The sequence below is a fragment of the Streptomyces sp. ADI96-02 genome (genome assembly GCF_003846185.1).
In the GTDB taxonomy this organism is placed as follows: Bacteria; Actinomycetota; Actinomycetes; order Streptomycetales; family Streptomycetaceae; genus Streptomyces.
Genome location: NZ_ML123034.1, coordinates 2,339,956 through 2,361,216 on the forward strand (window position 1 = coordinate 2,339,956; position 21,261 = coordinate 2,361,216).

Below are 21,261 nucleotides of genomic sequence, written 5' to 3' on the forward strand. Positions count from 1 at the left end.
GGCTGGGCGCTGCACCGGGCGGGCCGCTCGCAGGAGGGCCTGCGGTACGCGCGGCGCGCCCTCGACACGGGCGTGCGGAACGCCTCGTACGCCTACCACCTGGGCGTCATCGAGCGGGAGCTCGGCGAGTACGGACCGGCCCGCCGCCATCTGGAGGAGGCGCTGCGCACCAACCCGGACTTCTCCCCGCTGGCCGCTCCGGCGGCGCGGGAGGCGCTGGACGCGCTCGGCGAACCGGCACCGGGCGGTCCGGGTGACGGTTCGCCGTCCCCCTCCCCCTCCTCCTCCCCGTACGCCTCTCCCTCCCCCGCCGGGGCAGCGGCGGCGTCGGCCTCCGCGTCGGCCGAAGCGCGGCCCGAGCCGTCGCCGTCCGGCACGCGGCGGCCCCCGGCCCCGACGGCGTCCGTCTCCGCCGCTGCCCCGGCGGCCGGGAGGGCCGCCGCACCGGCCGGCTCGCGGACGGCGAACGCGTCGACGAGCCCCTGACCGGAGGGGCGGCGGCGGGACGGGGCGCGCGGTGCGGTGGAGGCGGCCCGGGGTGCGGCGGAAGCGGCCCGAAGTGCGGCGGAAGCGGCCCGGGGTGCTGCCCCGGGCCGCGGTGGTGCCGGGAGGCGCAGCCGTCAGAGGTTGCCGCGCTTCTCCTGCTCGCGCTCGATCGCCTCGAACAGCGCCTTGAAGTTGCCCTTGCCGAAGCCCATGGAGCCGTGGCGCTCGATCATCTCGAAGAAGACGGTCGGGCGGTCCTGGACCGGCTTGGTGAAGATCTGCAGCAGATAGCCGTCCTCGTCGCGGTCGACCAGGATCTTCAGCTCACGCAGCGTCTCCACCGGCACCCGGGTCTCGCCCGCCCACTCGCCGAGCGTGTCGTAGTACGAGTCGGGGGTGTCCAGGAACTGCACGCCGGCCGCGCGCATCGCGCGGACCGAGGCGACGATGTCGTTCGTGGCGAGCGCGATGTGCTGGACGCCCGCGCCGCCGTAGAACTCCAGGTACTCGTCGATCTGCGACTTCTTCTTCGCGATCGCCGGCTCGTTGATCGGGAACTTCACCTTCAGCGTGCCGTCGGCGACGACCTTCGACATCAGGGCGGAGTACTCGGTGGCGATGTCGTCGCCCACGAACTCCTTCATGTTGGTGAAGCCCATGACCTCGTTGTAGAAGCCGACCCACTCGTTCATCCGGCCGAGCTCGACGTTGCCGACACAGTGGTCGACGGCCTGGAAGGTGCGCTTGGCGGGCGGCGCGACGATCGGCGAGGCTTCCGCGTAGCCCGGGAGGTAAGGGCCGTCGTAGCCGGAGCGCTCCACCAGGGTGTGGCGCGTCCTGCCGTACGTGGCGATGGCCGCGAGGACGACGGTGCCGTGCTCGTCCGTGACCTCGTGCGGCTCGGTGATGCCGCGCGCGCCGTGCTCGACGGCGTAGGCGTACGCGGCGCGGGCGTCCGGGACCTCGATGGCGAGGTCGACGACGCCGTCTCCGTGGGCGGCGACATGGTCGGCGAGGAAGGCGCCCCACTCGCCGGCCGCCTTGATCACGGAGGTGAACACGAAGCGGGCGGAACCGTTCGTCAGGACGTAACTGGCGGTCTCGCGGCTGCCGTTCTCCGGTCCGGAGTAGGCGACCAGCTTCATGCCGAAGGCGGTCGAGTAGTAGTGCGCGGCCTGCTTGGCGTTGCCCACGGCGAAGACGACCGCGTCCATTCCCTTGACCGGAAAGGGGTCGGCCTGCCGGGCGGTCTCAGGGCTGGTGTGCAGAGTCTCAGTCATGCTCGAAGGCTCTCCCCGCTTCGCAAGGTGCGCAACAGTTCGCGCATCCACTGGTCAATATGTGCAGCCATTCGCGATGATGACCGGGCTATCTGTACAGGCTGACCATCGAAGGCGGAGTCATGGCGATCGATCATCTGGACGGCCGGCTCATCGTGCTCCTCGCACGCGAACCCCGCATCGGCGTCCTCGAAGCGTCCCGCCGGCTCGGCGTGGCGCGCGGGACCGTACAGGCGCGGCTGGACCGCCTTCAGTCGAACGGCGTCATCCGGGGGCTCGGGCCCGACGTCGATCCGGCGGCGCTCGGCTACCCGGTCACCGCGTTCGCCACGCTGGAGATCAAGCAGGGCCAAGGGGCGGACGTGAGGGCCCATCTGGGCGGTGTGCCGGAGGTCCTGGAACTGCACACCACGACCGGGCACGGCGACATGCTCTGTCGACTGGTGGCCCGCTCCAACGCCGATCTCCAGCGGGTGATCGACCGGGTCGTCGGATTCGGCGGCATCGTCCGGGCCTCCACGGCCATCGTCATGGAGAACCCCGTACCGCTGCGCATCATCCCGCTCGTGGAGCAGGCCGCCCAGGACACCGACTGAGCCGAGGGAGCGACATGTGAACGTGCGCCTCGGTCCCGCCGGAGGTCAGCAGCCCGGAACCTTCCCGCCCCGCTCCAACGAGCGCAGCGAGTCCACCGCGCCCTTGAGCGTGGTGACCGGAACGATCCGCAGCCCGGCGGGGCGCTCGGCCTGCGCCTCGCGGCACTCGGCCTTCGGTACGAGGAAGACGCTCGCCCCGTCGCGGTGCGCGGCCTGCGTCTTCATGGAGACCCCGCCGACCGCGCCGACCTTGCCGTCCGCGCTGATCGTGCCCGTGCCCGCGATGCTCCGGCCGCCGGTCAGGTCGCCCCCCGAGCCGTCGCCGTCGAGCTTGTCGATGATGCCGAGGGCGAGGAAGAGCCCGGCGCTGGGACCGCCGATGTCGCCGAGGTCCACGCTGACCCGCAGGGAGCCGGGCTTGCGGTCCAGGTAGTCCAGGGCGGCGTCGACCGCGACGTTCTGCGACTGCCTCATGTCGTCGAGGTTGTGCTGCTCGATCTCCTTCTCGGAGCCGCCGCTGGGGTAGACGGCGTCCCGGGGCATGACCGCACGGTCCGTACGGAACCACCCGTCGATCACGTCGCCGAGGCCGACGTCCGCCTTCGGCCCGGTGGCGACGATCGTCGTCATCCGCAGCTGGCCCTCGGTGGGGCGGGTGGGCGCGCCCGTGATGGTGATCACCGGCTTCCCCCGGTCCTCGCCGAGCACGTTCGCCGTCACCCCGGGCTCCGCCAGGGTGAACGGCAGGGGCGCGAAGGCCGCCGTACCGAACAGGGCGAGGACGGGCAGCGCGCAGAGGGCGAGAGCGCGGGGGCGCGTGAGACGAGTGAGCACGCGTCCAATCTAGCCGCCGCACCCGCACCGCAACGCGCCAGGCGTAAGCCGCCCGGCTCATCCGATCGGCGCGGCGCGTACGCACCCCTGAGCGCAGGCCGTACGCACCCCTCAGCGCGGCGTGTACGTTCGCCTCGACGCAGGGCGTCCGTGCCCCTCAGCGCAGGGCGTCCGCGACTTCCCGCGCGGCGTCGAGGACTCGCGGCCCGACGCGCTCCGGTACGGCGTCGACGAGCATGACCACGCCGACGCTGCCCTCCACCCCCGAGACGCCGACCAGCGGTGCGGCGGCCCCGCTGGCGCCGGCCTCCAGTTCGCCGTGCGTGAGGGTGTAGCCGGGGTACCCGGCCGACGTCTGCTGCCGGGCGGACAGGATGGCCCGCCCCGCGGCGCCCCGGTCCAGCGGATGGCGGAAGCCGGCGCGGTAGGCCACGTGGTAGTCCGTCCACGTGGGCTCGACGACGGCGACCGCGAGGGCGTCGCTGCCGTCGACGAGGGTGAGGTGGGCGGTGGCCCCAATGTCCTCGGCCAGCGAGCGCAGCGCGGGTAGCGCGGCTTCCCGGACCAGCGGGTGCACCTGCCGGCCCAGCCGCAGCACACCGAGCCCGACCCGGGCACGGCCGCCGAGGTCACGTCGGACCAGGGCGTGCTGCTCCAGGGTGGCGAGCAGGCGGTAGACGACGGTCCGGTTGACGCCGAGCTTGTTGGACAACTCGGTGACGGTGAGCCCGTGGTCGGTATCGGCGAGCAGTTTGAGGACGCGCAGTCCTCGGTCGAGCGTCTGGGAGGTCTCCGCGGTCACGACGCCCTCTCTTCGGGTGAGCGACGACGGCCTGTTTCCGGCATACGCGTCGCCGGTCCCAGCGGCGACGCACGGAGAGGCCGCCGGTCTGGCCAAGGCACCGGCTGCGCTCCGCGGCGGTAGTGCCACGGGGCGTTCACATGGCCGGACAGTAGCGAGCCGGTCCGCTCAGCGGAAGTCCTGGTCCAGAATCCGGGCGCACCCGGGAGATCGCCGCCGCCCGACGGGCATAACCACCGGTCAGCCCGGTGCCGTCCGGAAACCGAACATCTACGCGCGTCCTGGTCGTCATATGCCGCCGTGACGCTTCGTGAACGGATGTGAACCTTCGTTAACTCCACGTGTCCGACGTGTTGCATGATTTTCCGCCACACCCTCCACCGCACACCCCGCCGCGACCTCGCCGCGGCCTCTCGACAACCTCGCGGCGAGGGCGCGGCGCTCCGGCGCGGGACGGCGCCGACGTCCCGCCGCAACCCCGTGAGGGCGGCCGGGGGCAGCGCTCGGCGTGGCGCATCAACGACCCCTGCCGCGAGGCCGATTGATACGTTCCGAATCACACGGCCGACAGGAGACCCGGTCGAGCACACACAGGAGGCGCTCAGATCCATGGCATGGGACGAGTGGGAACAGCTGAAGGCCGGGGCGGCGGAGAGGCAACCGACGCAGATGCGGCTGAACCAACTGCCCCCGGAGCCGGGCGGCGGCAGCGGCGGCGGCGGTCGGCAGGGGGACCTCGAAGTCCATCAGAAGGATCTCGCCGCGATCGGCGACGCGGCCTTCGAGCTCCACCAGAACTTCGAACGGGTGAGCGACCACGCCCGCGCCGCTTCCCAGAAGGCCGCGGGCGGCCTGGCGTCCCAGGGGTTCGCGCTGGGCCGGGCGCTGGACCACGTCGCCTCCCGCTGGGTCGACCAGTCCCGGTCCCTGCTGGACGCCACCGCGCACATCTCCAACCATCTGGACTACTCCCAGGGCGCGCACGCGGGCGACGAGGTGCACATCGCGGGAACGATCAGCAGCATCTCCACCCTCGACACGGGATTCACCGAGAGGAAGGGCGCCTGATGGATCTCGACGCCCTCCGCTTCGGCAACTTCGCCCAGCTCGGCGAGGCGATCGCCGACTGGGATCAGATGACCAGGAACCTGGCGACGCTCAGGACGGACGCCAAGGACAATCTGGGCGCGAAGGCGGCCAAGGCCCGCTGGGCCGGGGAGAACGCCACGGTCACCCGCGCCTTCGTGGACAAGACCGCCGGCGAGTTCGCCGACGCGTACACCCAGGCCCACACCATCGCCCGCATCCTCGGCGACACCCATGACGAACTGGTGGCCTTCCGGGCAGAACTCACCGAAGCGCTCGCGCAGGGGGCCAGGAAGAACCTGACGGTCAGGGACACGGGCGAGGGCTCGTTCACCGTCACGATGAACGTCCATCCGGACCGCGCCGCCAAGGGCACCACGGTCGCCGGGCACGGCCGGAGCGACGTCGACGCGCTGTGCGACCAGGTCGAGGCGATCCTCGGGAAGGCCGCGCGGAGCGACTCCACCGCCGCCGAGACGCTGCGGCTCCTCGTGGACCAGGCGGAGTACGGATTCTCCGGCGCCGACTACGCGGACCGGGACTCGGCGGCCGAGGCCGTGGCCGAGGCGGAGGCGATCGCCAAGATCCTCGGGAAGGACCCGCACGACGTCACGGTTACCGAGCTGAACCGGCTCAACACGGCGCTCACCACGTACGGCAAGGACCCGCTGTTCGCGGAGAGGTTCGCCACCTCGACGCCCCCTGACGGCGTCCTGAAGTTCTACGCGGGCATCGCCGACCCGTACCAGGGGTACGGGGCCGACCCGAAGCGGCTGGAGCAGGCCAAGCTCCTCCAGAGGAACCTGGGGATCACCCTGGGCACCGCGACGCTCTCCGACAGCGACGCGATGCGGTCCTGGGAAGAGAAGATGATCAAACTGGGCCCGGACGAACTCGGCACCGACGACGCGAACAACCCGCGCGGGTTCGCCGTCATGAGCAACCTCATGCGGTTCGGGGACTACGACGACCAGTTCCTCAACGACTACGGCGACCGGCTCGTGGAGTACGACAAGGAACGCAACGTCAAGGGCATGAGCCCCTGGATCAACAACTGGAACCAGGGCGATCTCAACTTCTCCAGCGAGAACGACCGCGGCCGTGACCCGATGACCGGCTTCCTCGAAGCCCTGGGCCACAACCCCGGCGCCGCCACGCGGTTCTTCGCCCAGCCGGACGGCGCGGGAGCGACGGTCGACAAGGAATCCGAGGTGAACGGCCACCTCTCCTACCTCACGAAGGACCGCGTCTGGCTGTCCGACGCCTACGCCATGGGCGGCGACGACAAGGTCATCGCCGGACACGACTCCCTCGGCCACGCCCTGGAGGCCGCCACCACCGGCTACGCGTACGACGCCGACCCGATGGCCGCCAAGGACCCGATGATCCCCGGCAACCGCGATCTGCGCACGGCGGAGACGGCGGGCGTCATGGAGCAGGTCGCCTTCCTGTACGGGAGCGAGGACGGCCCGAAGATGCTGCACGAGCAGTCCCAACTGGCGGACAGCCTGGGCAAGATGGGAGCCGCGTACATCGACGACATCAACTACAGCCTGTCGGGGATCGGGGACCACGCCCAGGACGACAGCGCCTTCCCCGCGAAGTACCAGGGACGGGCCGACTTCGGTGAGCAGGGCACGATCAATTTCCTGAGCGTGCTGGGCCAGAACGAGTCCTCTCACGGCATCGTCACCGCCGCGCAGCACCTGTACACACTGAGCATGCTGGACGCCAACCCCGCCACGAGCGAGGCGAACATCGACAACGCGCACGACGCGCTGACGACCGGTGGCGAGGCGCGCGGCATTCTCGACTTCGCACGAGTGCAGCAGGCGGAGACGACGTACAAGGACGACGCGGAGCAGGCCAACAAATCACTCGGCCGTTCCGGGGACTGGGTCAAACTGGGCGCGGGCGCGGTGGTGGCAGGCGGTATCGCGGCAATTCCGCTCCCTGGCTCGACGGCAGCGGCGATCGTGGTCGCACCACTGGCCGCGGACACGATCGGCAACGCGGTCAACACCTTCATCGGCCATGAGATCGACAAGGGCATCCAAGGAGCGGAGAAGGACCCCACGGAACAGGCTCAGCTCGCCAGCCAGGACTTCTACCGTGCGGGCATCGACCAACTTGGCCGTGGTTACACGACATATGCCGAGGGAAATCCCGATCTCAAGAGCAGCGACTACAAGCGGGACTGGCCCAAGGACATCGAGAGCAGCTATCTCGGCGTCGGTTCCCTGCAGGCCGACTACCGCGGACGACCGGCCTACAAGGACTGACATCGCCCACCGCATCTCGGCAAGAAAGAAAATCTCATGCGAAAAAAGCTGCACTGGGCGCTTTGCGGCACGCTGCCGCTCCTCGTATCAACCGCGTGCGCCGGCGAAGACAGCGGAAAGGAGAGGGAAACTCTCTCCGCATCGCAGGTGTGCGACAGCACTCTGACGCCACGGTCGGCGAAGGCATTGGAACGCCTGGCGGCGACAGAACGCTTCACCGAACTCGTTGGCACCAACAAGCTGGGCGAACCGTACACGTTCTCCTTGAAACGTGCCGCAAAACGACTCCACAACGACGTCGCCGAACGCAACAAATGCAGCATTTACAAGGCTGACGACGACAGCGGAATCCCCTTGATGATGATCGACTTCACGCCCGAGCGGGACCATCCCGACCCAGCCGAACAATCAGGGGAAGGTGCCCGTCTCCTCTTCCCGATGGGCGCCTACGCCGACGCGGACGACGAAAACGGTACCTATCTGAACTTCTCCTGCCCTACCAGCGGCCCGGACGGCACATCGCCGTACGTCGCGGCAAGGATGTGGTCCTCTTCAAGCAGCCGTGGCCAGGACCGCATGGCCGTCCTCAACGACGTCTCCCGCGCCCTCGCCAAGCAGCTCGGATGCGCCGACAAGGCCGCCCTGCCCGCCCAGGTCCCCGAACCCTCCACGAGCTGACAGCGGCCGTCACGCGAAAGAGGGCGGGACGGCGTATCCGTACGCGTCCCGCCCTCCCTTCCCTTCACTCCGTTCGCGCCGCCGCCTCCGCGCCCGTCACGTCATGCGGGTCGCCCACTCCTGGACCTTCGCGATCCGCTGCTGGATCTGGCCCGCCGTGGCCTCCGCGCTCGGCGGGCCGCCGCACACCCGGCGCAGTTCGGTGTGGATGACCCCGTGCGGCTTGCCGCTCTGGTGGGTGTAGGCGGAGACCATCGTGTTCAGCTGCTTGCGCAGGCTCAGCAGTTGCTTGTGCGTCACCACCGGGCGCGCGTCGGCCGGCTTCTCCAGGAGGTCGGCTTCCTCGGCCGGCCTCTGGCGGCTGTGCGCGATCTGCCGGCTCTGCCGCTTCTGGAGGAGGAGCTGCACCTGGTCCGGTTCCAGGAGGCCGGGGATGCCCAGGTAGTCCTGCTCCTCCTCGCTGCCCGGATGGGCCTGCATGCCGAACTCGGCGCCGTCGTACAGCACCCGGTCGAAGACCGCGTCGGACTCCAGCGCCTCGAAGGGGAGCTGGTCCTCGGTCTCCTCGTCCTCCAGTTTCTCGGCGTCGGCGAGGAGCTTGTCCTCCTCGGAGAACGGGTTCTCCTCCTCGCCGCCCTTCTTCGGCTTGTCGAGGACGTGGTCCCGCTCGACCTCCATCTCGTTGGCGAAATCGAGGAGCATCGGGATCGTCGGCACGAAGACGGAGGCCGTCTCCCCGCGCCTGCGGGAACGCACGAAGCGCCCGACGGCCTGCGCGAAGAAGAGCGGCGTCGAGATGGTGGTCGCGTACACGCCGACGGCCAGGCGCGGTACGTCGACGCCCTCGGACACCATGCGGACGGCGACCATCCAGCGCGACTCGTCCGCGCTGAACTGGTCGATCTTCTTCGAGGCGGCCTTCTCGTCGGAGAGGACCACGGTCGCCTTCTCCCCCGTGACGTTCTTGAGGATCTTGGCGTACGCGCGGGCGGATTCCTGGTCCGTGGCGATGACCAGGCCGCCCGCGTCCGGGATGCCCTTGCGGACCTCGGTGAGCCGCTTGTCGGCGGCGCTCAGCACGTTGGGGATCCAGTCGCCGGTGGGTGACAGCGCGGTTCGCCAGGCCTGCCCGATGGCGTCCCTGGTCATCGGCTCACCGAGGCGGGCGGCGATCTCGTCGCCGGCCTTGGTGCGCCAGCGCATGTTGCCGCTGTAGCTGAGGAAGATCACCGGGCGGACCACGCCGTCGGCCAAGGCGTTGCCGTAGCCGTAGGTGTAGTCGGCCGAGGAGCGGCGGATCCCGTCGTTCCCCTCCTCGTACGCCACGAACGGGATCGGGTTGGTGTCCGACCGGAACGGCGTGCCGGTCAGCGCCAGCCGCCGGGTCGCCGGGTCGAACGCCTCCTGGCACGCCTCGCCCCAGGACTTCGAGTCGCCGGCGTGGTGGATCTCGTCGAGGATCACGAGCGTCTTGCGCTGCTCGCAGCGGTTGCGGTGCAGCATCGGGCGGACGCCGACACCGGCGTAGGTGACGGCGACTCCGTGGTACTCCTTGCTCAGCGGACCGGCGCTGTAGTCGGGGTCGAGCTTGATGCCTATCCGGGCCGCCGCCTCCGCCCACTGCTTCTTGAGGTGCTCGGTCGGGGCGACGACGGTGATCTGCTGGACGACGTGGTGGTGCAGCAGCCACGAGGCGAGCGTCAGCGCGAACGTGGTCTTGCCGGCGCCGGGCGTCGCGACGGCGAGGAAGTCGCGCGGCTGCTCCTGGATGTACCTCTCCATGGCGCCCTGCTGCCAGGCTCGCAGCTTGCCCGCCGTGCCCCAGGGGGCACGGCCGGGAAAGGCGGGTGAGAGGTGGTGGGAGGCGGTGGTAGTAGTCACGGTCTCCGGTTCGGGGCTCTCGGGTACGTGGGGCGCTGTCCGCACCGGACCGGGCCGCGACGACGCGGCCCGCGATACGACAACCGGGCCACCCTACCGGGGCCCCGGACCCCGACCGCCTGGACACCGCGACGGCGACGCCGATTGGGACGGTCCTCACACCTGGCCGACGATCAGCTCCCGCAGCCCCTGGGAGATCACCTTCACCTCGTCGGCCTCTCCGGTGGCGACCGCGATGACCAGCCGCTCCGCCGCGTCGACGTCCGGTCTCAGATCGACGCCGTTCATGGCGAGGAAGGTGACGCAGGAGAGCCAGGCCATCCTCTTGTCGCCGTCGAAGAGGGGGCGGTTGACCGCCAGGGACTGGAGGAGAGCAGCCGCCTTGTCGACCAGGTCCGGGTATGCCTCCTGGCCGAACATGGCCGCCGAGGGCCGGTGGGCCGCCGACTCCAGGAGTCCGGCGTCCCGCACGACGATCCGCATGTCACCGCAGGCGTACCCGGCGATCACGAGGATGTCCTCCGAGGTCAGATAGACACAGCTCACTTGAGCCGCTCCATCAGCTCGCTCCACTTGGCGGCCTGCTCCTTGGCCGTCTTGCGGACCATGGCCTGCTGAGCCGTCCTGGCCAGGTAGTCGTCCACCGCCTGAAGCAGTAGGGCGTGCATGCTGGTGCCCTCCTGCTCGGCGCGCTGCTTGAGGGCTTCGGTCTGGTCGTCACGGAGACGCAGGTCCATGGCCATACCAGAACGGTACCGCCGTGGGGTCAGAGTGGTACCGCCGTCAGGCCCGCACCCGCGCCGCCACCCACGCCCCCACCAGCGCCACCCCCGCCATCGGCAGGAACACCGCCGCGAACGCGACCGGATGCGCGCCCCCGGCACCGTCCGCCACCGCCCCGTGCGCCGCGCCCACCGCGCCGCCGCCGAGCGCGGCGAAGGCCGCGCCGCCGCCGGCCAGCAGCAGGACGTTCGACAGCCCGTCCGAGATCTGCAGGGCCGCCGAGTTCGAGCCCGCGTCCTGCGGCGCGGACAGTTTCAGCAGCAGCACGCTCGTCGAGGCGATCACCATGCCCATGCCGAAGCAGCCGAAGCCCCAGGCGACGGCCACCGTCCAGACCGGCACGGCCTCGATCAGGACCGTCGGGGCCGTGGCGATCGCTGCGGCCACCAGCACCATGCCGCTCACCATGAGCCGTTCGCGGTACGCCTCCAGGCGCGGCCGGGACTGGACGAACGAGCCGAGCGCCCAGGTCGCCCCGCCCACGGCCAGCGAGAGGCCGGCCATCGTCGGCGACAGGCCGCGCTGGGTGACGAGCATCAGCGGGACGAACGACTCGGCCGCGATGAACGAACCGGCGGCGACACCGCGCAGCAGGACCACCGCCGGCAGCCCGCGCGCCGCGGTGACCGTCCCGGGCGGCAGCAGTCCGCGCACGGCGGGCGCCAGCAGCGCCACGCCGACCGCGGCGGGCAGCAGCGCGAGCCAGTTCAGCTCCTGCCCCGCGTACTGGAGGAGCCCCGCCCCGGCCGAGATGCCCAGGGCGAGCCGGATGCGGCGGCGGTCGTACGGCTGCGCGGCGGCGGCCGGGTCGGCGGGCCCCGAGGCCATCCGGCGGATCGCCGGGAGCGCGAGGGCCAGCGGGATCACGACGAGGACGGGGATGCCGACGAACACCCAGCGCCAGCCCAGGTGCTCGGTGACCGTGCCCGAGGCGAGCGGCCCGACGACCGAGGGGATCACCCAGCTCGCCGCGAAGGCGGCCAGGATCGCGGGCCGGATGCGTTCCGGGTAGGCCCGGCCGATCACCACGTACAGGGCGACGATCACCAGTCCGCCGCCGAGGCCCTGCACCGCCCGGCCCGCGATGAAGACCCACATGCCGCTCGCCGCGCCGGAGAGCAGCAGCCCCGCGCCGAAGGCGGTGATGCCGGTGGCCAGCGGCTGGAGCGGTCCGCGCCGGTCGGCCCACTGGCCGGAGAGCACCATGGCGAAGAGGCTCGTGGTGAAGTAGGCGGAGAAGGCGAACGCGTAGAGCGGGATGCCGTTCAGCTCGCGTGCCGCGACCGGCATCGCCGTACCGACCGCCGTCGCCTCGAACGCGATGAGGAACACCACGGAGACGATGCCGATGCTGAGCGCCCGGTAGGTCCGGCCCAGCACCCCCTCGGCCGCCGCCTCGGCGACCGCGCCGGGGAGGTCGGCGGGCAGGGAGTCCGGCATACCGGGCCGGAGGTCGCCGGGTATGCCGGTCCTGAGTTCGGCGGGGAGGTCGGTCCTGAGATCCGCGGGACGGTCGGCGGAGAGGTCGGGCGGCGGTTCGGCCGGCGCGGGGCGTGCGGCGGCGCCGTCACGCGAATCGGAGGCGGTCATGGCCCCAGCGTAAGGGGCATGAACAGGTATGAACCCTGTCCTTGTGCCCTTCGTGGCTCCGTCCTTGGTCGTAGGCCGAAGGTTCCGGGTGTGAACGGCGTATGGCAGTCGCGTTGCACACCCGCCCCGCGTCTTGAGTGCGCCCCGCGCCGCCCCTAACGTCGGTGGCGGAAGAACGAAAGGCCCGGCCGTGTGCCCGAGAGGCTCAGGGGCTCGACTGCAACTCGAGTTACACCGGTTCGATTCCGGTCACGGCCTCCCCGCGCGGACACCGCGCACCTGGCGAAGGTGGCCGCCCCACCGTGTGGGGCGGCCACTTCGTCGTGCCCGGGTCCGGGGCCGGGTCCGGACCGGTGCCGCGAGGGCGCCGGTCCGGTCACGTCTGAGGCGTCGACACCGCCGCCTGCGGCCGGATCGGCAGCCGGTTGACCGGGCGCCCGGTCGCCGAGCGGACCGCCGAGGCGACGGCTGCCGGAGTCGTCACGACCGGTACGGCGGAGGCGGGCTTGGCGCCGAACGGGGCGACGACGTCCCGCTCCTCGACCAGCTTCACGATGCGGATGTCCGGCGCGTCCAGCGAGGTCGGAAGCGCGTAACCGGTCAGGTCGGGGTGGCGGACCAGACCGCGGGCGGTGCGCAGGTTCTCCGTGAGCGCCGCGCCGATGCCCTGCGTGACGCCCGCCTCGATGCGGACCGCCAGCTGGGACGGGTTGAGGACGCGGCCGACGTCCTGGGCGACGGCCATCTCGACCACGCGGACGGAGCCGAGCTCGACGTCGACGTCGACCACCGCCCGTACCGCGCAGAACGCCAGGCCGACGAAGGCGTCGCCCTGGCCGGACTCGTCCAGCGGCTCCGTGGGATGGGGGCGGCACTGGGCGGTGGCCCAGAGCTCCTTGCCGTCCAACGCCTCGGTGACCGTCGTGGACAGCACCCCGTCGTACGACGTGATCTTGCCGTCGGCGATCTGGAGCAGCTCGGTCGACATGCCGAACTTGTGGGCCAGCGGCTGGAGGAGCTGGGTGCGGACCATCTTCGCCGCCCGCTCCACCGCGCCGCCGGAGACCCAGGTGTGGCGGCCGTGCGTGGCCGGGCCCGCCGGGGGCTGGTCGGTGTCGACGGCGGCGACGTGGACCTCTTCGACGCCCAGGGTCTCCTGGACGATCTGGCGGGCGAGCGTGGTGAACCCCTGGCCCGTCTCGACCGCCGCGCAGATCACCGTGGCCGCGCCGTCGTGGACGCGGACCGTGGCCGTGGAGACCTCGTCCGTGCCCTCGGCGCCGAGCATGTGGACCATGCCCACGCCGTAGCCCACGCCCCGGCGCACGGCCCCCGGCTCGCCCGCGCCCTCGGGGCCGCCCGGCAGCAGCCAGTCGTCCTCGGGGGCGTCCTTGGGCAGCGGCGGCAGCGGGAAGTCGCGTACGGAGCGGAGGAGTTCGGCCACCGGGGCCGGGCAGGTCACCGTCTGGCCGGTGGGCAGGATGTCGCCGGTCGACAGGGCGTTGCGCAGCCGCAGTTCGGCCGGGTCGAGGCCCAGCTTGGCGGCCAGCTTGTCCATCTGGCCCTCGTACGCCGCGCAGACCTGCATCGCGCCCTCGCCCCGCACGTGGCCGGAGGGCGGGTTGTTCGTGCGGACGGCCCAGCCCTCGATGAAGGCGTGCGGGACGACGTAGGGGCCGCACGCGAAGGCCACCGCCGCGGCCAGCGACTGGGAGGAGGAGTCGGCGTACGCGCCCGCGTCCAGCAGGATCTGCGCCTCGACCTTGACCAGCCGGCCCTCGGCGTCCGCGTGGTGGCGGTAGCGGAGCAGGGTGGGGTGGCGGTGGGTGTGGCCGAGGAAGGACTCCTCGCGGGTCGCGGCGAGCTTCACCGGGCAGCCGGTCCGCAGCGCCAGCAGGCCCAGCGGGATCTGGAAGCCCGGGTCCTCGCGGTCGCCGGTGGCGCCGGGCACCCCGGTGACGACGACCTTGACCCGGTCCGGTTCCAGGCCGAAGCAGGCGGCGGCCAGGTCGCGGTCGGTGTGCGGGTCGGTGGAGGCGGTGTAGATCTCGACCCCGCCGTCCGGGCGGGGCACGGCGAGACCGGCCTCCGCGCCGATCGGGGCCGGGTCCTGGCGGCCGATGCGGTACAGGCCCTCGACGACGACCTCGCCGGTCGCCTCGGCGTCGCCGTAGCGCAGCGGGATGTGCCGGATCAGGTTCCCGTCGGGGTGCAGGGGCTCCGCCTCGAACGCCGTCTCCGGGTCGGTGACCGGCTCCAGCACCTCGTACCGTACGGCGATGGCGGCGGCGGCCAGGCGCGCGGTGTCGGGGTGGTCGGCGGCGACGGCGGCGATCGGCTCGCCGTGGTGGCGGACCAGGTCCGAGGCGAAGACGGGGCGGTCGACGACGTGCCGCCCGTAGTTGCGGTCGCCGGGGACGTCCTCGTGCGTGACGACCGCGCGCACTCCGGGCATCGCGACCGCGGCCGAGGTGTCGACGGACAGGATCCGGGCGTGCGGGTGCGGGGAGCGCAGCACGGCGGCCCACAGCAGGCCCTCGGCCCAGAGGTCGGCCGCGTACGGGAAGACGCCCTCGGTCTTGGCGCGGGCGTCGGCCGGCGGCAGCGAGGCGCCGAGGCCGAGGAGGGGCGGCTCCCGGTCGGGGCCGGGACCGCCGCCGACGGCGTCGATCCTGGGCAGGCTGGTACTGGTCGCGTTGGCCGCGGTCGCCGCGTCGCCGCTCACGCCGCCTCCTTGTCGTTCGCTCCGCCGCGGCGGCGGCCGATGGTTCCCTGCGGTGCCGCCCGGTGCTGCCGGGCTCCGGGTCTGCGTGCGTGCCTCACAGCGCGCCTCCCTCGTGCGGCTGGGGCTGCTGCGCTCCGGCGGCCCCGGGCTCGGCCTGGTGCGGGACGCGCGCGTCGTCCTGGACCGGTGCGGCGGCCTCCATGGCGGCCTCCCGGGCCGCGACGACCTCGGCGACGGCGTCCAGCACGCCCCGGTAGCCCGAGCAGCGGCAGAGGTTGCCGCAGAGCGCCTGGCGGGTCTCCAGCTCGGTGGGCGCGTGGTTGCCCTCCAGCAGGTCGTGGACGGTCATCGCCATGCCGGGGATGCAGAAGCCGCACTGGACGGCTCCGCACGCGGCGAGCGCGCGCTGGACGTCGGACGGTTCGCCGTCGGCGGCGAGCCCTTCGACCGTGCGGACCTCGCTGCCCGCCGCCGTGACCGCGGGGACCAGGCAGGAGGCGACGAGGCGGCCGTCGACCTGGACGTTGCAGGCTCCGCACTCGCCCTGCGAGCAGCCGTCCTTGGCTCCGGCGAGGCCGAGCCGTTCGCGCAGCACGTAGAGCAGGGACTCGCCGATCCAGGCGTCGTCGACCGGGCGGTCCATGCCGTTCACGTGCAGGACGTAGGAGGCGGCGGGGTGTTCGCTGGGCGCGTCGGCGGGCGCGGGAGCCGGGGCGGCCCGGTCGTGGACGGGGTCCGGGTCCGGTTCCGCTTCGGGCGTCGGCCCGGGTTCCGGAGCGCCGGCCGCCGCGGTCGGGCTCTGCGCACCGGCGGTGGCGTCCGCACCGGCCTCGGCACCGGCCTCGGAGACGTCCGGGGAGGGTGCGGGGCCGTTGTCCGCCGGGGCTTCCGGTTGCGGTGTCTCCGGGTCCGGTTCGGTCTCCTCCAGAGCTGTCGGCGGCGCCTGTTCGGACACCTGTTCCCGTTCCGGCGTGTGTTCCGGTTCCGGATCGGGTGCCGGTTCCGGATCGGGTGCCGTCCGTGCTTCCGGTTCGTTCGGTCCGCTCGGTCCGCTCGGTTCGCTCACCGGGGCGAGGGCTGCGGCGGCTCCGTCCGTGACGGGCTCTGGCTCGGCGGCCGACGGCTCCTCGGCCGGCGCGGCGGGCGCGGGCGTGGCCCAGGGGGCGGCAGCCCCGCCGGGCAGCGTCGCCGGGGGCGCGCCGTCGGTGTACCAGCCCGGCGTCTGGGCCGACGCCGGGAACTCGCCCGACTCGTCCGGCAGATCGCCGTCCGCGACCGGGATCGTCCACTGACCGGTGTGACCCGCGTGCCCCTGGTGACCCGCCTGCCCTTGGTAGCCCGCGTCACCTGTGTCGCCCTGGTGACCCGCGTGCCCTGTGTCGGCCTGGTGGCCGAAGTGACCGGGGTGACCCGGCTGACCGGCCTGATCCGCAGGGCCGGCCTGATCCGGATAGCCCGGCTGATCCGGATAGCCGGAGTGGTCGCGGTGGTGGCGGTGGTCGTCCGCTCCCGGCGTCCCCGCGTCCGCTCCGGCCGCCGGGCCGCCGCCGATGGCCTCGCTGAAGTTCCACTGGGCCGTGGCGTGCGTGGTGTCCTGGTACGGCGCGCCGTATCCGGCCTGCTGGTTCGGGTCCGGCCAGTGCACCGCGTCCGGCGCGTCCGCCCGCGCGTCGCGCTCGGCCGCCTGCGCCTGCTGGCTCTGCGTCTGCACCACCCAGCTGCCCGTGGCCGCCGGGTCCAGACCGGCGGCCGGGGTCAGCGGCAGGATCATCGGCGGTACGTACCCGTGGCCGGGCGCGGCCAGCGGGATGTTCGCCAGGTCCTCCGGCGGCAGTTGGACGAACGCGGTGGCGTCGGCGTCGTACTCGCCGCTCTGCGGCGTCGGATGCCAGGCCCCGTCCCCGTAGTGCGGGTCCGGGCCGCCGGAGTGCCCCTGCTGTCCGGGGTGTTCCTCATTGCTCACGACAGTGCCCTCCCCAGCGCGCGTCGGGCGAGCGCGGCGACGGTGCGCCGCAGATGGAGTACGGCCGGGGAGAGCGGCGGCGCCTGCGACCCGTCCTCCGGCGGTGCGTGGTCCGGGATGCAGGCCGCGGCGACGTACTCGCCGAAGGCCGCCAGCGCGTCGGGGGCCAGGCCCCGCGCACCGTCCCAGTCGATCAGCGAGGCGATCCAGCGCTCCGCCTCCAGCGGGCGCAGCGGCATCGGGGCGATCGCGCCGACCGCGCAGCGCACGCCGCGGCGTGCCGGGTCGAGCACGATCGCGACCGAGGCCGTGGCCCGGCCGGGGCCGGTGCGCCCGGTGGCCTTCAGGAACACCTGCGGGGCGTGCAGGAGCGGCACCCGTACGAAGCCGATCAACTCCGCGGGCCCCAGCAGCTCACGTCCTGCCAGCAGGTGGGAGACGGGGATCTCGCGGCGGACTCCGCCGGGCCCCGCGATGACGAGTTCGGCCTCCAGCGCGGCCAGCACCGGCAGGGCGTCGCCGGTCGGCGCGGAGGTGGCGATGTTGCCGCCGAGCGTGCCGGCGTTGCGGATCTGCGGCGGGCCCGCGGCGCGGGCGGAGGCGGCCAGCGCGGGGATCAGGGCCGCGAAGTCGGGCCGTCCCATGCGGGCATGGGTCAGTCCGGCGCCGAGCAGCGCGTGTCCGTCCTGGTAGTGCCAGCCGCGCAGCTCGCTGATCCGGCCGAGGCCGACCAGTCCCGAGGGGCGCAGCAGCCCCCTGTTGACGGCCGCCATCAGGTCCGTGCCCCCGGCCACGGGCACGGCGGCCGGCATGGCGCCGAGTGCCGCGACGGCCTCGTCGAGCGAGGCCGGCAGCGTCACCGACTGCATCGCCTGCGGTGCGTGCGTGGTCAACCCAGCTGCCCCTTCCCGGTCTCCCGGCTGTCCGCCTGTTGCGCCGTACGGTACGTGTTCACAGCCCGGACGTGGCAACTCTGGCACATCTTCCGATCGGACCGGAGCGAGGGTCCGCGAAGGGTGGATCCGTCCCTGACCTGGGGGATGATCCGGTTTCGCACCTCTTCGGCGCGGAGAGTGAATTGCCACTTCTCAGCGCGCCCCGTACGCCGTGTTCGCTCCGTTCCGCGGGTCCGGGGCGGTGACGAGGTCCGAGGCGCGGGCCGTGACGAGGGCCGCGCAGCGGGGCCGTGACGCGCGCCGGCCGCCGCGGTCCCCGGGGGCGGCGGCGGCCGGTGGCCGGTGGGGCGGCGGGCGGTTCACACCACCGGGGGCGCACCCTCGATCGGGCGGCCGAGGACGCCGGGGCGGCGCTGCCACGGCAGCGGCCCGCCCGGTCGGCGGTAGTCGACGCCGAGCGCGTCCAGTCGCGCGTAATGGGCCGTCATGCGGTCCTCGAACGCGGCGAAGTCCCGGTCGGCCGGGGCGGGCAGGTGCGACCAGGCGACCTCCGCGAAGGCGGCGAGGCGCGGGAAGACCTGGTAGTCGACGCGGGAGCGGTTCTGCATGACCTCGGTCCACACGTTGGCCTGCGTGCCCAGGACGTGCCGGGCGGCCTCCTCGGAGAGCTCCGGCGGCACGGGCTCGAAGCGGTAGACGTCCTCCAGGGTGCGGACGTATCCGATGGGCATCGGCTCGTCGGACCCGCCGTCCTGACGGTGGTCCAGATAGACCTGCTGCTCGGGGCACATCACGACGTCGTGGCCGGACCGCGCCGCCGCGACGCCTCCGGCGTAGCCGCGCCAGGAGGAGACCGCGGCTCCGTCCGGCAGGCCGCCTTCGAGGATCTCGTCCCAGCCGATGAGGCGGCGGCCCCGTTCGGTGAGCCAGGCGTCGAAGTGCCGGATGAACCAGGACTGGAGGCCGTCCTCGTCCTTCAGACCGAGTTCGGCGATCCGGGCCTGGGCGGCGGGCGACGCCTTCCACTGGTCCTTGGGGCATTCGTCGCCGCCCACGTGGACGAACGGCGAGGTCTCGGCGGGGAAGAGCTCCAGCACCTCCTCGAAGACGCCCTCGAAGAAGCGCAGGGTGTTGTCAGTGGGGGCGAGTACGTTCGGATTGACGCCCCAGGTGTCCCAGACGGAGAGGGTGGTGGTGTCGATGACGTCGGTGTTGCCCAGCTCGGGGTACGCGCTGATGGCGGCCTGCGCGTGGCCCGGCAGGTCGATCTCGGGGACGACCCGGATATGCCGCTCGGCGGCGTAGGCGACGATCTCGCGGATGTCGTCCTGCGTGTAGTAGCCGCCGTACGGGGTCTCGTCCCACAGGTCGGAGGCCCGGTGGCCGTACTTGGTGCGTGAGCGCCAGGCGCCGGTCTCGGTGAGCCGCGGGTAGCGCTTGATCTCGATGCGCCAGCCCTGGTCGTCGGTGAGGTGGAAGTGGAAGACGTTGAGTTTGTGGGCGGCGAGGAGGTCGAGGTAGCGCAGGACGTCGTCCTTGGGCAGGAAGTGCCGGGAGACGTCGAGCATCAGGCCGCGCCAGGAGAAGCGGGGTTCGTCCTCGACGGCCACCGCCGGCAGGTCCCACGCCCGGCCCGGGGCGATCGGCGCCCGGCGGAAGGCGTCCGGGCCGAGGAGCTGGCGGAAGGTCTGCGCGCCCCGGAAGAGGCCCGCCGCGGTGCCGCCCGTGATGCGCACGCCCGTCCCGGCGTCGACGACGAGGCGGTACGCCTCGGGGGCCAGCGTCTCGTCGAGCGCCAGCTCGACGCCGCCCGCGCCCTCGGCGAGGGGCAGACCGGTGGCGGCGCCGACGGTGGCGCGGAGCCACCGGGCGACGCCCTCGGCGCCCGGTGCGGCGCCGAGCGGGGTCCGCGCGTCCAGGGCGTACGCCCCCTGTCCGTGGACGAGACGACGCGGGGCCGGGACGAGACCGGCGGCCGGATCCGTGGGTGTCATGGCGTCAGTCCTTAACCGCTCCGCCCAGTCCCGAGACGAGGCGTCGCTGTACGAGTACGAAGAAGACCAGGACGGGGATGGTCATGACCGTCGAGGCCGCCATGATCCCTCCCCAGTCGTTCTCGTCGGGTTTGAAGAAGACCAGCAGCGCCATCGGGAGCGTCGACTGGGAGGTGTCGCTGATGATGAACGACTTCGCGAACAGGAAGTCGTTCCAGGTCGAGATGAACGAGAAGACGCTGGTGGCCACCAGTCCCGGGAAGACCAGCGGGAAGAGGATCTGCCACAGGAAGCGGGTGCGGCTCGCCCCGTCGATGAAGGCGGCCTCCTCCAGCGCCTCGGGGACGGCTCGGACGAAGCCGCGCAGCATCCAGATGGCGAACGGCAGTGAGAAGGCGAGGTGCGGCAGGATCAGCGAGCCGAGCGTGTTCAGCCGGCCGAGGTCGCGCATCAGGAAGAACAGCGGGATGGTCAGCGCCTCCACCGGCACCATCTGCGCGACCAGGAACATGATCAGCAGTGTGGTGCGGAACCTGAAGCGGAAGCGGGTCACGGCGGTGGCGGCGAGGAAGGCGATCAGGGCGGAGGCGATGACGACCGTGCCCGCCACCAGCAGGCTGTTGAGGAAGTAGCGGCCGAAGTCCTGCTGCTCGAAGACCCGCCGGAACGAGTCGAGCGAGGGCGCGAGCGTCCACGGCCGGGCGTCGGTCGACTGGATCTCGCCGGCCGGTTTGAACGCCGAGAGCACCATCCAGTAGAGCGGGAAGGCGACCGCCGCGGCGATCAGCAGGGCCGCCGCCTCCGCCGCGAGCCTGCCGGGCCGCCGGACGCGCAGAAGGGCGCGGGCGCTCACAGTTCCTCCCCCTGGCGCCGTACGAGGCGCAGATACACCAGCGTGACGGCCAGCAGGATCACCAGCATCACGACGCCGATGGCCGATCCGAGGCTGTACTGCGAGGACGCGAACGCCTTCTGGTACGCGTACACGTTGAGCACCAGGTTCTGGCCGGCGATGCCGCCGCCGTTGGTCATGACGTAGATCTGGGTGAAGACCTTGAAGTCCCAGATGATCGACTGGATGGTGACGACGACCAGGATGGGCCGGAGTATCGGGGCCGTGACGGAGCGCCAGATCCGCCACTGCGAGGCGCCGTCGAGCGAGGCGGCCTCCAGCACCTCGGCGGGGATGGCCCGGATGCCCGCGTACACGGTGACCATGACGAACGGGAACGAGCACCACAGGACTTCCAGCAGCACCAGGGCGAAGGCGCTGTAGCGCCCGTACGTCCAGGAGAAGTCGCCGAGCCCGAGCACCTTGTTGACCGGGCCGAAGTCGGGGTCGAAGAGGAAGACCCAGACGGTCGATCCGGTGATCGCGGGGGTGG

17 protein-coding genes, 1 tRNA gene and 1 pseudogene are annotated in these 21,261 nt (G+C 72.1%); 6 read left to right on the forward strand and 13 right to left on the reverse strand.

What is annotated here, in order from left to right; translation table 11 throughout:
* Window positions 1-486, forward strand: a pseudogene (locus EES43_RS30980) (hypothetical protein); the annotation flags it as partial.
* A 134-nt stretch (window positions 487-620) separates the two neighbouring features.
* Here EES43_RS30980 and hppD read toward each other — a convergent pair.
* On the reverse strand, window positions 621-1,766 hold the full coding sequence (gene hppD / locus EES43_RS10200; protein WP_124268441.1) for a 4-hydroxyphenylpyruvate dioxygenase: 1,146 nt from the start codon (window positions 1,764-1,766) through the stop codon (window positions 621-623).
* 122 nt (window positions 1,767-1,888) lie between these two features.
* On the opposite strand from hppD, the gene EES43_RS10205 reads away from it, so the two are divergent.
* On the forward strand, window positions 1,889-2,362 hold the full coding sequence (locus EES43_RS10205) for an Lrp/AsnC family transcriptional regulator (RefSeq protein ID WP_124268442.1): 474 nt from the start codon (window positions 1,889-1,891) through the stop codon (window positions 2,360-2,362).
* Between the two features lie 45 nt (window positions 2,363-2,407).
* On the opposite strand, the gene EES43_RS10210 is transcribed toward EES43_RS10205, so the two are convergent.
* Together EES43_RS10210 and EES43_RS10215 are read right to left on the reverse strand one after the other, a co-directional pair.
* The gene (locus tag EES43_RS10210) at window positions 2,408-3,196 is read right to left on the reverse strand and encodes a S16 family serine protease (RefSeq protein ID WP_124268443.1); all 789 of its coding nucleotides are present in this window, start codon (window positions 3,194-3,196) and stop codon (window positions 2,408-2,410) included.
* 157 nt (window positions 3,197-3,353) lie between these two features.
* The gene (locus EES43_RS10215) at window positions 3,354-3,998 is read right to left on the reverse strand and encodes an IclR family transcriptional regulator (RefSeq protein ID WP_124268444.1); all 645 of its coding nucleotides are present in this window, start codon (window positions 3,996-3,998) and stop codon (window positions 3,354-3,356) included.
* Window positions 3,999-4,607: 609 nt separating this feature from the next.
* Here EES43_RS10215 and EES43_RS10220 point away from each other — a divergent pair.
* The 3 genes from EES43_RS10220 to EES43_RS10230 are packed head-to-tail and all read left to right on the forward strand — an operon-like array spanning window position 4,608 to window position 8,044.
* On the forward strand, window positions 4,608-5,066 hold the full coding sequence (locus tag EES43_RS10220; protein ID WP_124268445.1) for a hypothetical protein: 459 nt from the start codon (window positions 4,608-4,610) through the stop codon (window positions 5,064-5,066).
* The gene (locus EES43_RS10225; RefSeq protein ID WP_124268446.1) at window positions 5,066-7,366 is read left to right on the forward strand and encodes a DUF6571 family protein; all 2,301 of its coding nucleotides are present in this window, start codon (window positions 5,066-5,068) and stop codon (window positions 7,364-7,366) included. Before EES43_RS10220 ends, EES43_RS10225 begins: the two co-directional genes overlap by 1 nt.
* A 36-nt stretch (window positions 7,367-7,402) precedes the next feature.
* On the forward strand, window positions 7,403-8,044 hold the full coding sequence (locus tag EES43_RS10230; RefSeq protein ID WP_124268447.1) for a hypothetical protein: 642 nt from the start codon (window positions 7,403-7,405) through the stop codon (window positions 8,042-8,044).
* Window positions 8,045-8,140: 96 nt separating this feature from the next.
* Here the strand turns inward: EES43_RS10230 and EES43_RS10235 are convergent, their stop codons facing one another.
* The 4 genes from EES43_RS10235 to EES43_RS10250 form a co-directional block, all read right to left on the reverse strand.
* Window positions 8,141-9,925, reverse strand: a complete 1,785-nt coding sequence (locus tag EES43_RS10235) for a DEAD/DEAH box helicase (RefSeq protein ID WP_124268448.1) — start codon at window positions 9,923-9,925, stop codon at window positions 8,141-8,143.
* Window positions 9,926-10,081: 156 nt separating this feature from the next.
* Entirely contained in the window at window positions 10,082-10,471 is a 390-nt protein-coding gene (locus tag EES43_RS10240; protein WP_124268449.1) for a type II toxin-antitoxin system death-on-curing family toxin, read from the reverse strand.
* On the reverse strand, window positions 10,468-10,668 hold the full coding sequence (locus EES43_RS10245) for a ribbon-helix-helix protein, CopG family (RefSeq protein ID WP_124268450.1): 201 nt from the start codon (window positions 10,666-10,668) through the stop codon (window positions 10,468-10,470). Before EES43_RS10245 ends, EES43_RS10240 begins: the two co-directional genes overlap by 4 nt.
* Window positions 10,669-10,708: 40 nt before the next feature.
* Window positions 10,709-12,148 carry an MFS transporter gene (locus tag EES43_RS10250; protein ID WP_241192631.1) on the reverse strand — a complete coding sequence of 480 codons (1,440 nt, stop codon included), beginning with the start codon at window positions 12,146-12,148 and terminating at the stop codon, window positions 10,709-10,711.
* A gap of 336 nt (window positions 12,149-12,484) precedes the next feature.
* Between EES43_RS10250 and EES43_RS10255 the strand changes: the two genes are divergently transcribed.
* Window positions 12,485-12,556, forward strand: a tRNA-Cys gene (locus EES43_RS10255).
* 118 nt (window positions 12,557-12,674) lie between these two features.
* Here EES43_RS10255 and EES43_RS10260 read toward each other — a convergent pair.
* From EES43_RS10260 to EES43_RS31245, 6 genes are all read right to left on the reverse strand, one after another.
* The gene (locus EES43_RS10260) at window positions 12,675-15,023 is read right to left on the reverse strand and encodes a xanthine dehydrogenase family protein molybdopterin-binding subunit (protein WP_124268452.1); all 2,349 of its coding nucleotides are present in this window, start codon (window positions 15,021-15,023) and stop codon (window positions 12,675-12,677) included.
* Between the two features lie 94 nt (window positions 15,024-15,117).
* On the reverse strand, window positions 15,118-16,986 hold the full coding sequence (locus tag EES43_RS10265; RefSeq protein WP_124268453.1) for a 2Fe-2S iron-sulfur cluster-binding protein: 1,869 nt from the start codon (window positions 16,984-16,986) through the stop codon (window positions 15,118-15,120).
* Window positions 16,983-17,879, reverse strand: coding sequence for an FAD binding domain-containing protein (locus tag EES43_RS10270; RefSeq protein ID WP_164493148.1), 897 nt, complete (start codon window positions 17,877-17,879; stop codon window positions 16,983-16,985). The genes EES43_RS10265 and EES43_RS10270 overlap by 4 nt, the downstream gene beginning before the upstream one ends.
* A 362-nt stretch (window positions 17,880-18,241) precedes the next feature.
* Window positions 18,242-19,876 carry a beta-N-acetylhexosaminidase gene (locus tag EES43_RS10275; protein ID WP_124268454.1) on the reverse strand — a complete coding sequence of 545 codons (1,635 nt, stop codon included), beginning with the start codon at window positions 19,874-19,876 and terminating at the stop codon, window positions 18,242-18,244.
* Between the two features lie 4 nt (window positions 19,877-19,880).
* Window positions 19,881-20,729 carry a carbohydrate ABC transporter permease gene (locus EES43_RS10280; RefSeq protein ID WP_124268455.1) on the reverse strand — a complete coding sequence of 283 codons (849 nt, stop codon included), beginning with the start codon at window positions 20,727-20,729 and terminating at the stop codon, window positions 19,881-19,883.
* On the reverse strand, window positions 20,726-21,261 hold a 536-nt coding region (locus EES43_RS31245; protein ID WP_241192365.1), incomplete at its 5' end, for a carbohydrate ABC transporter permease. The genes EES43_RS10280 and EES43_RS31245, both read right to left, overlap by 4 nt.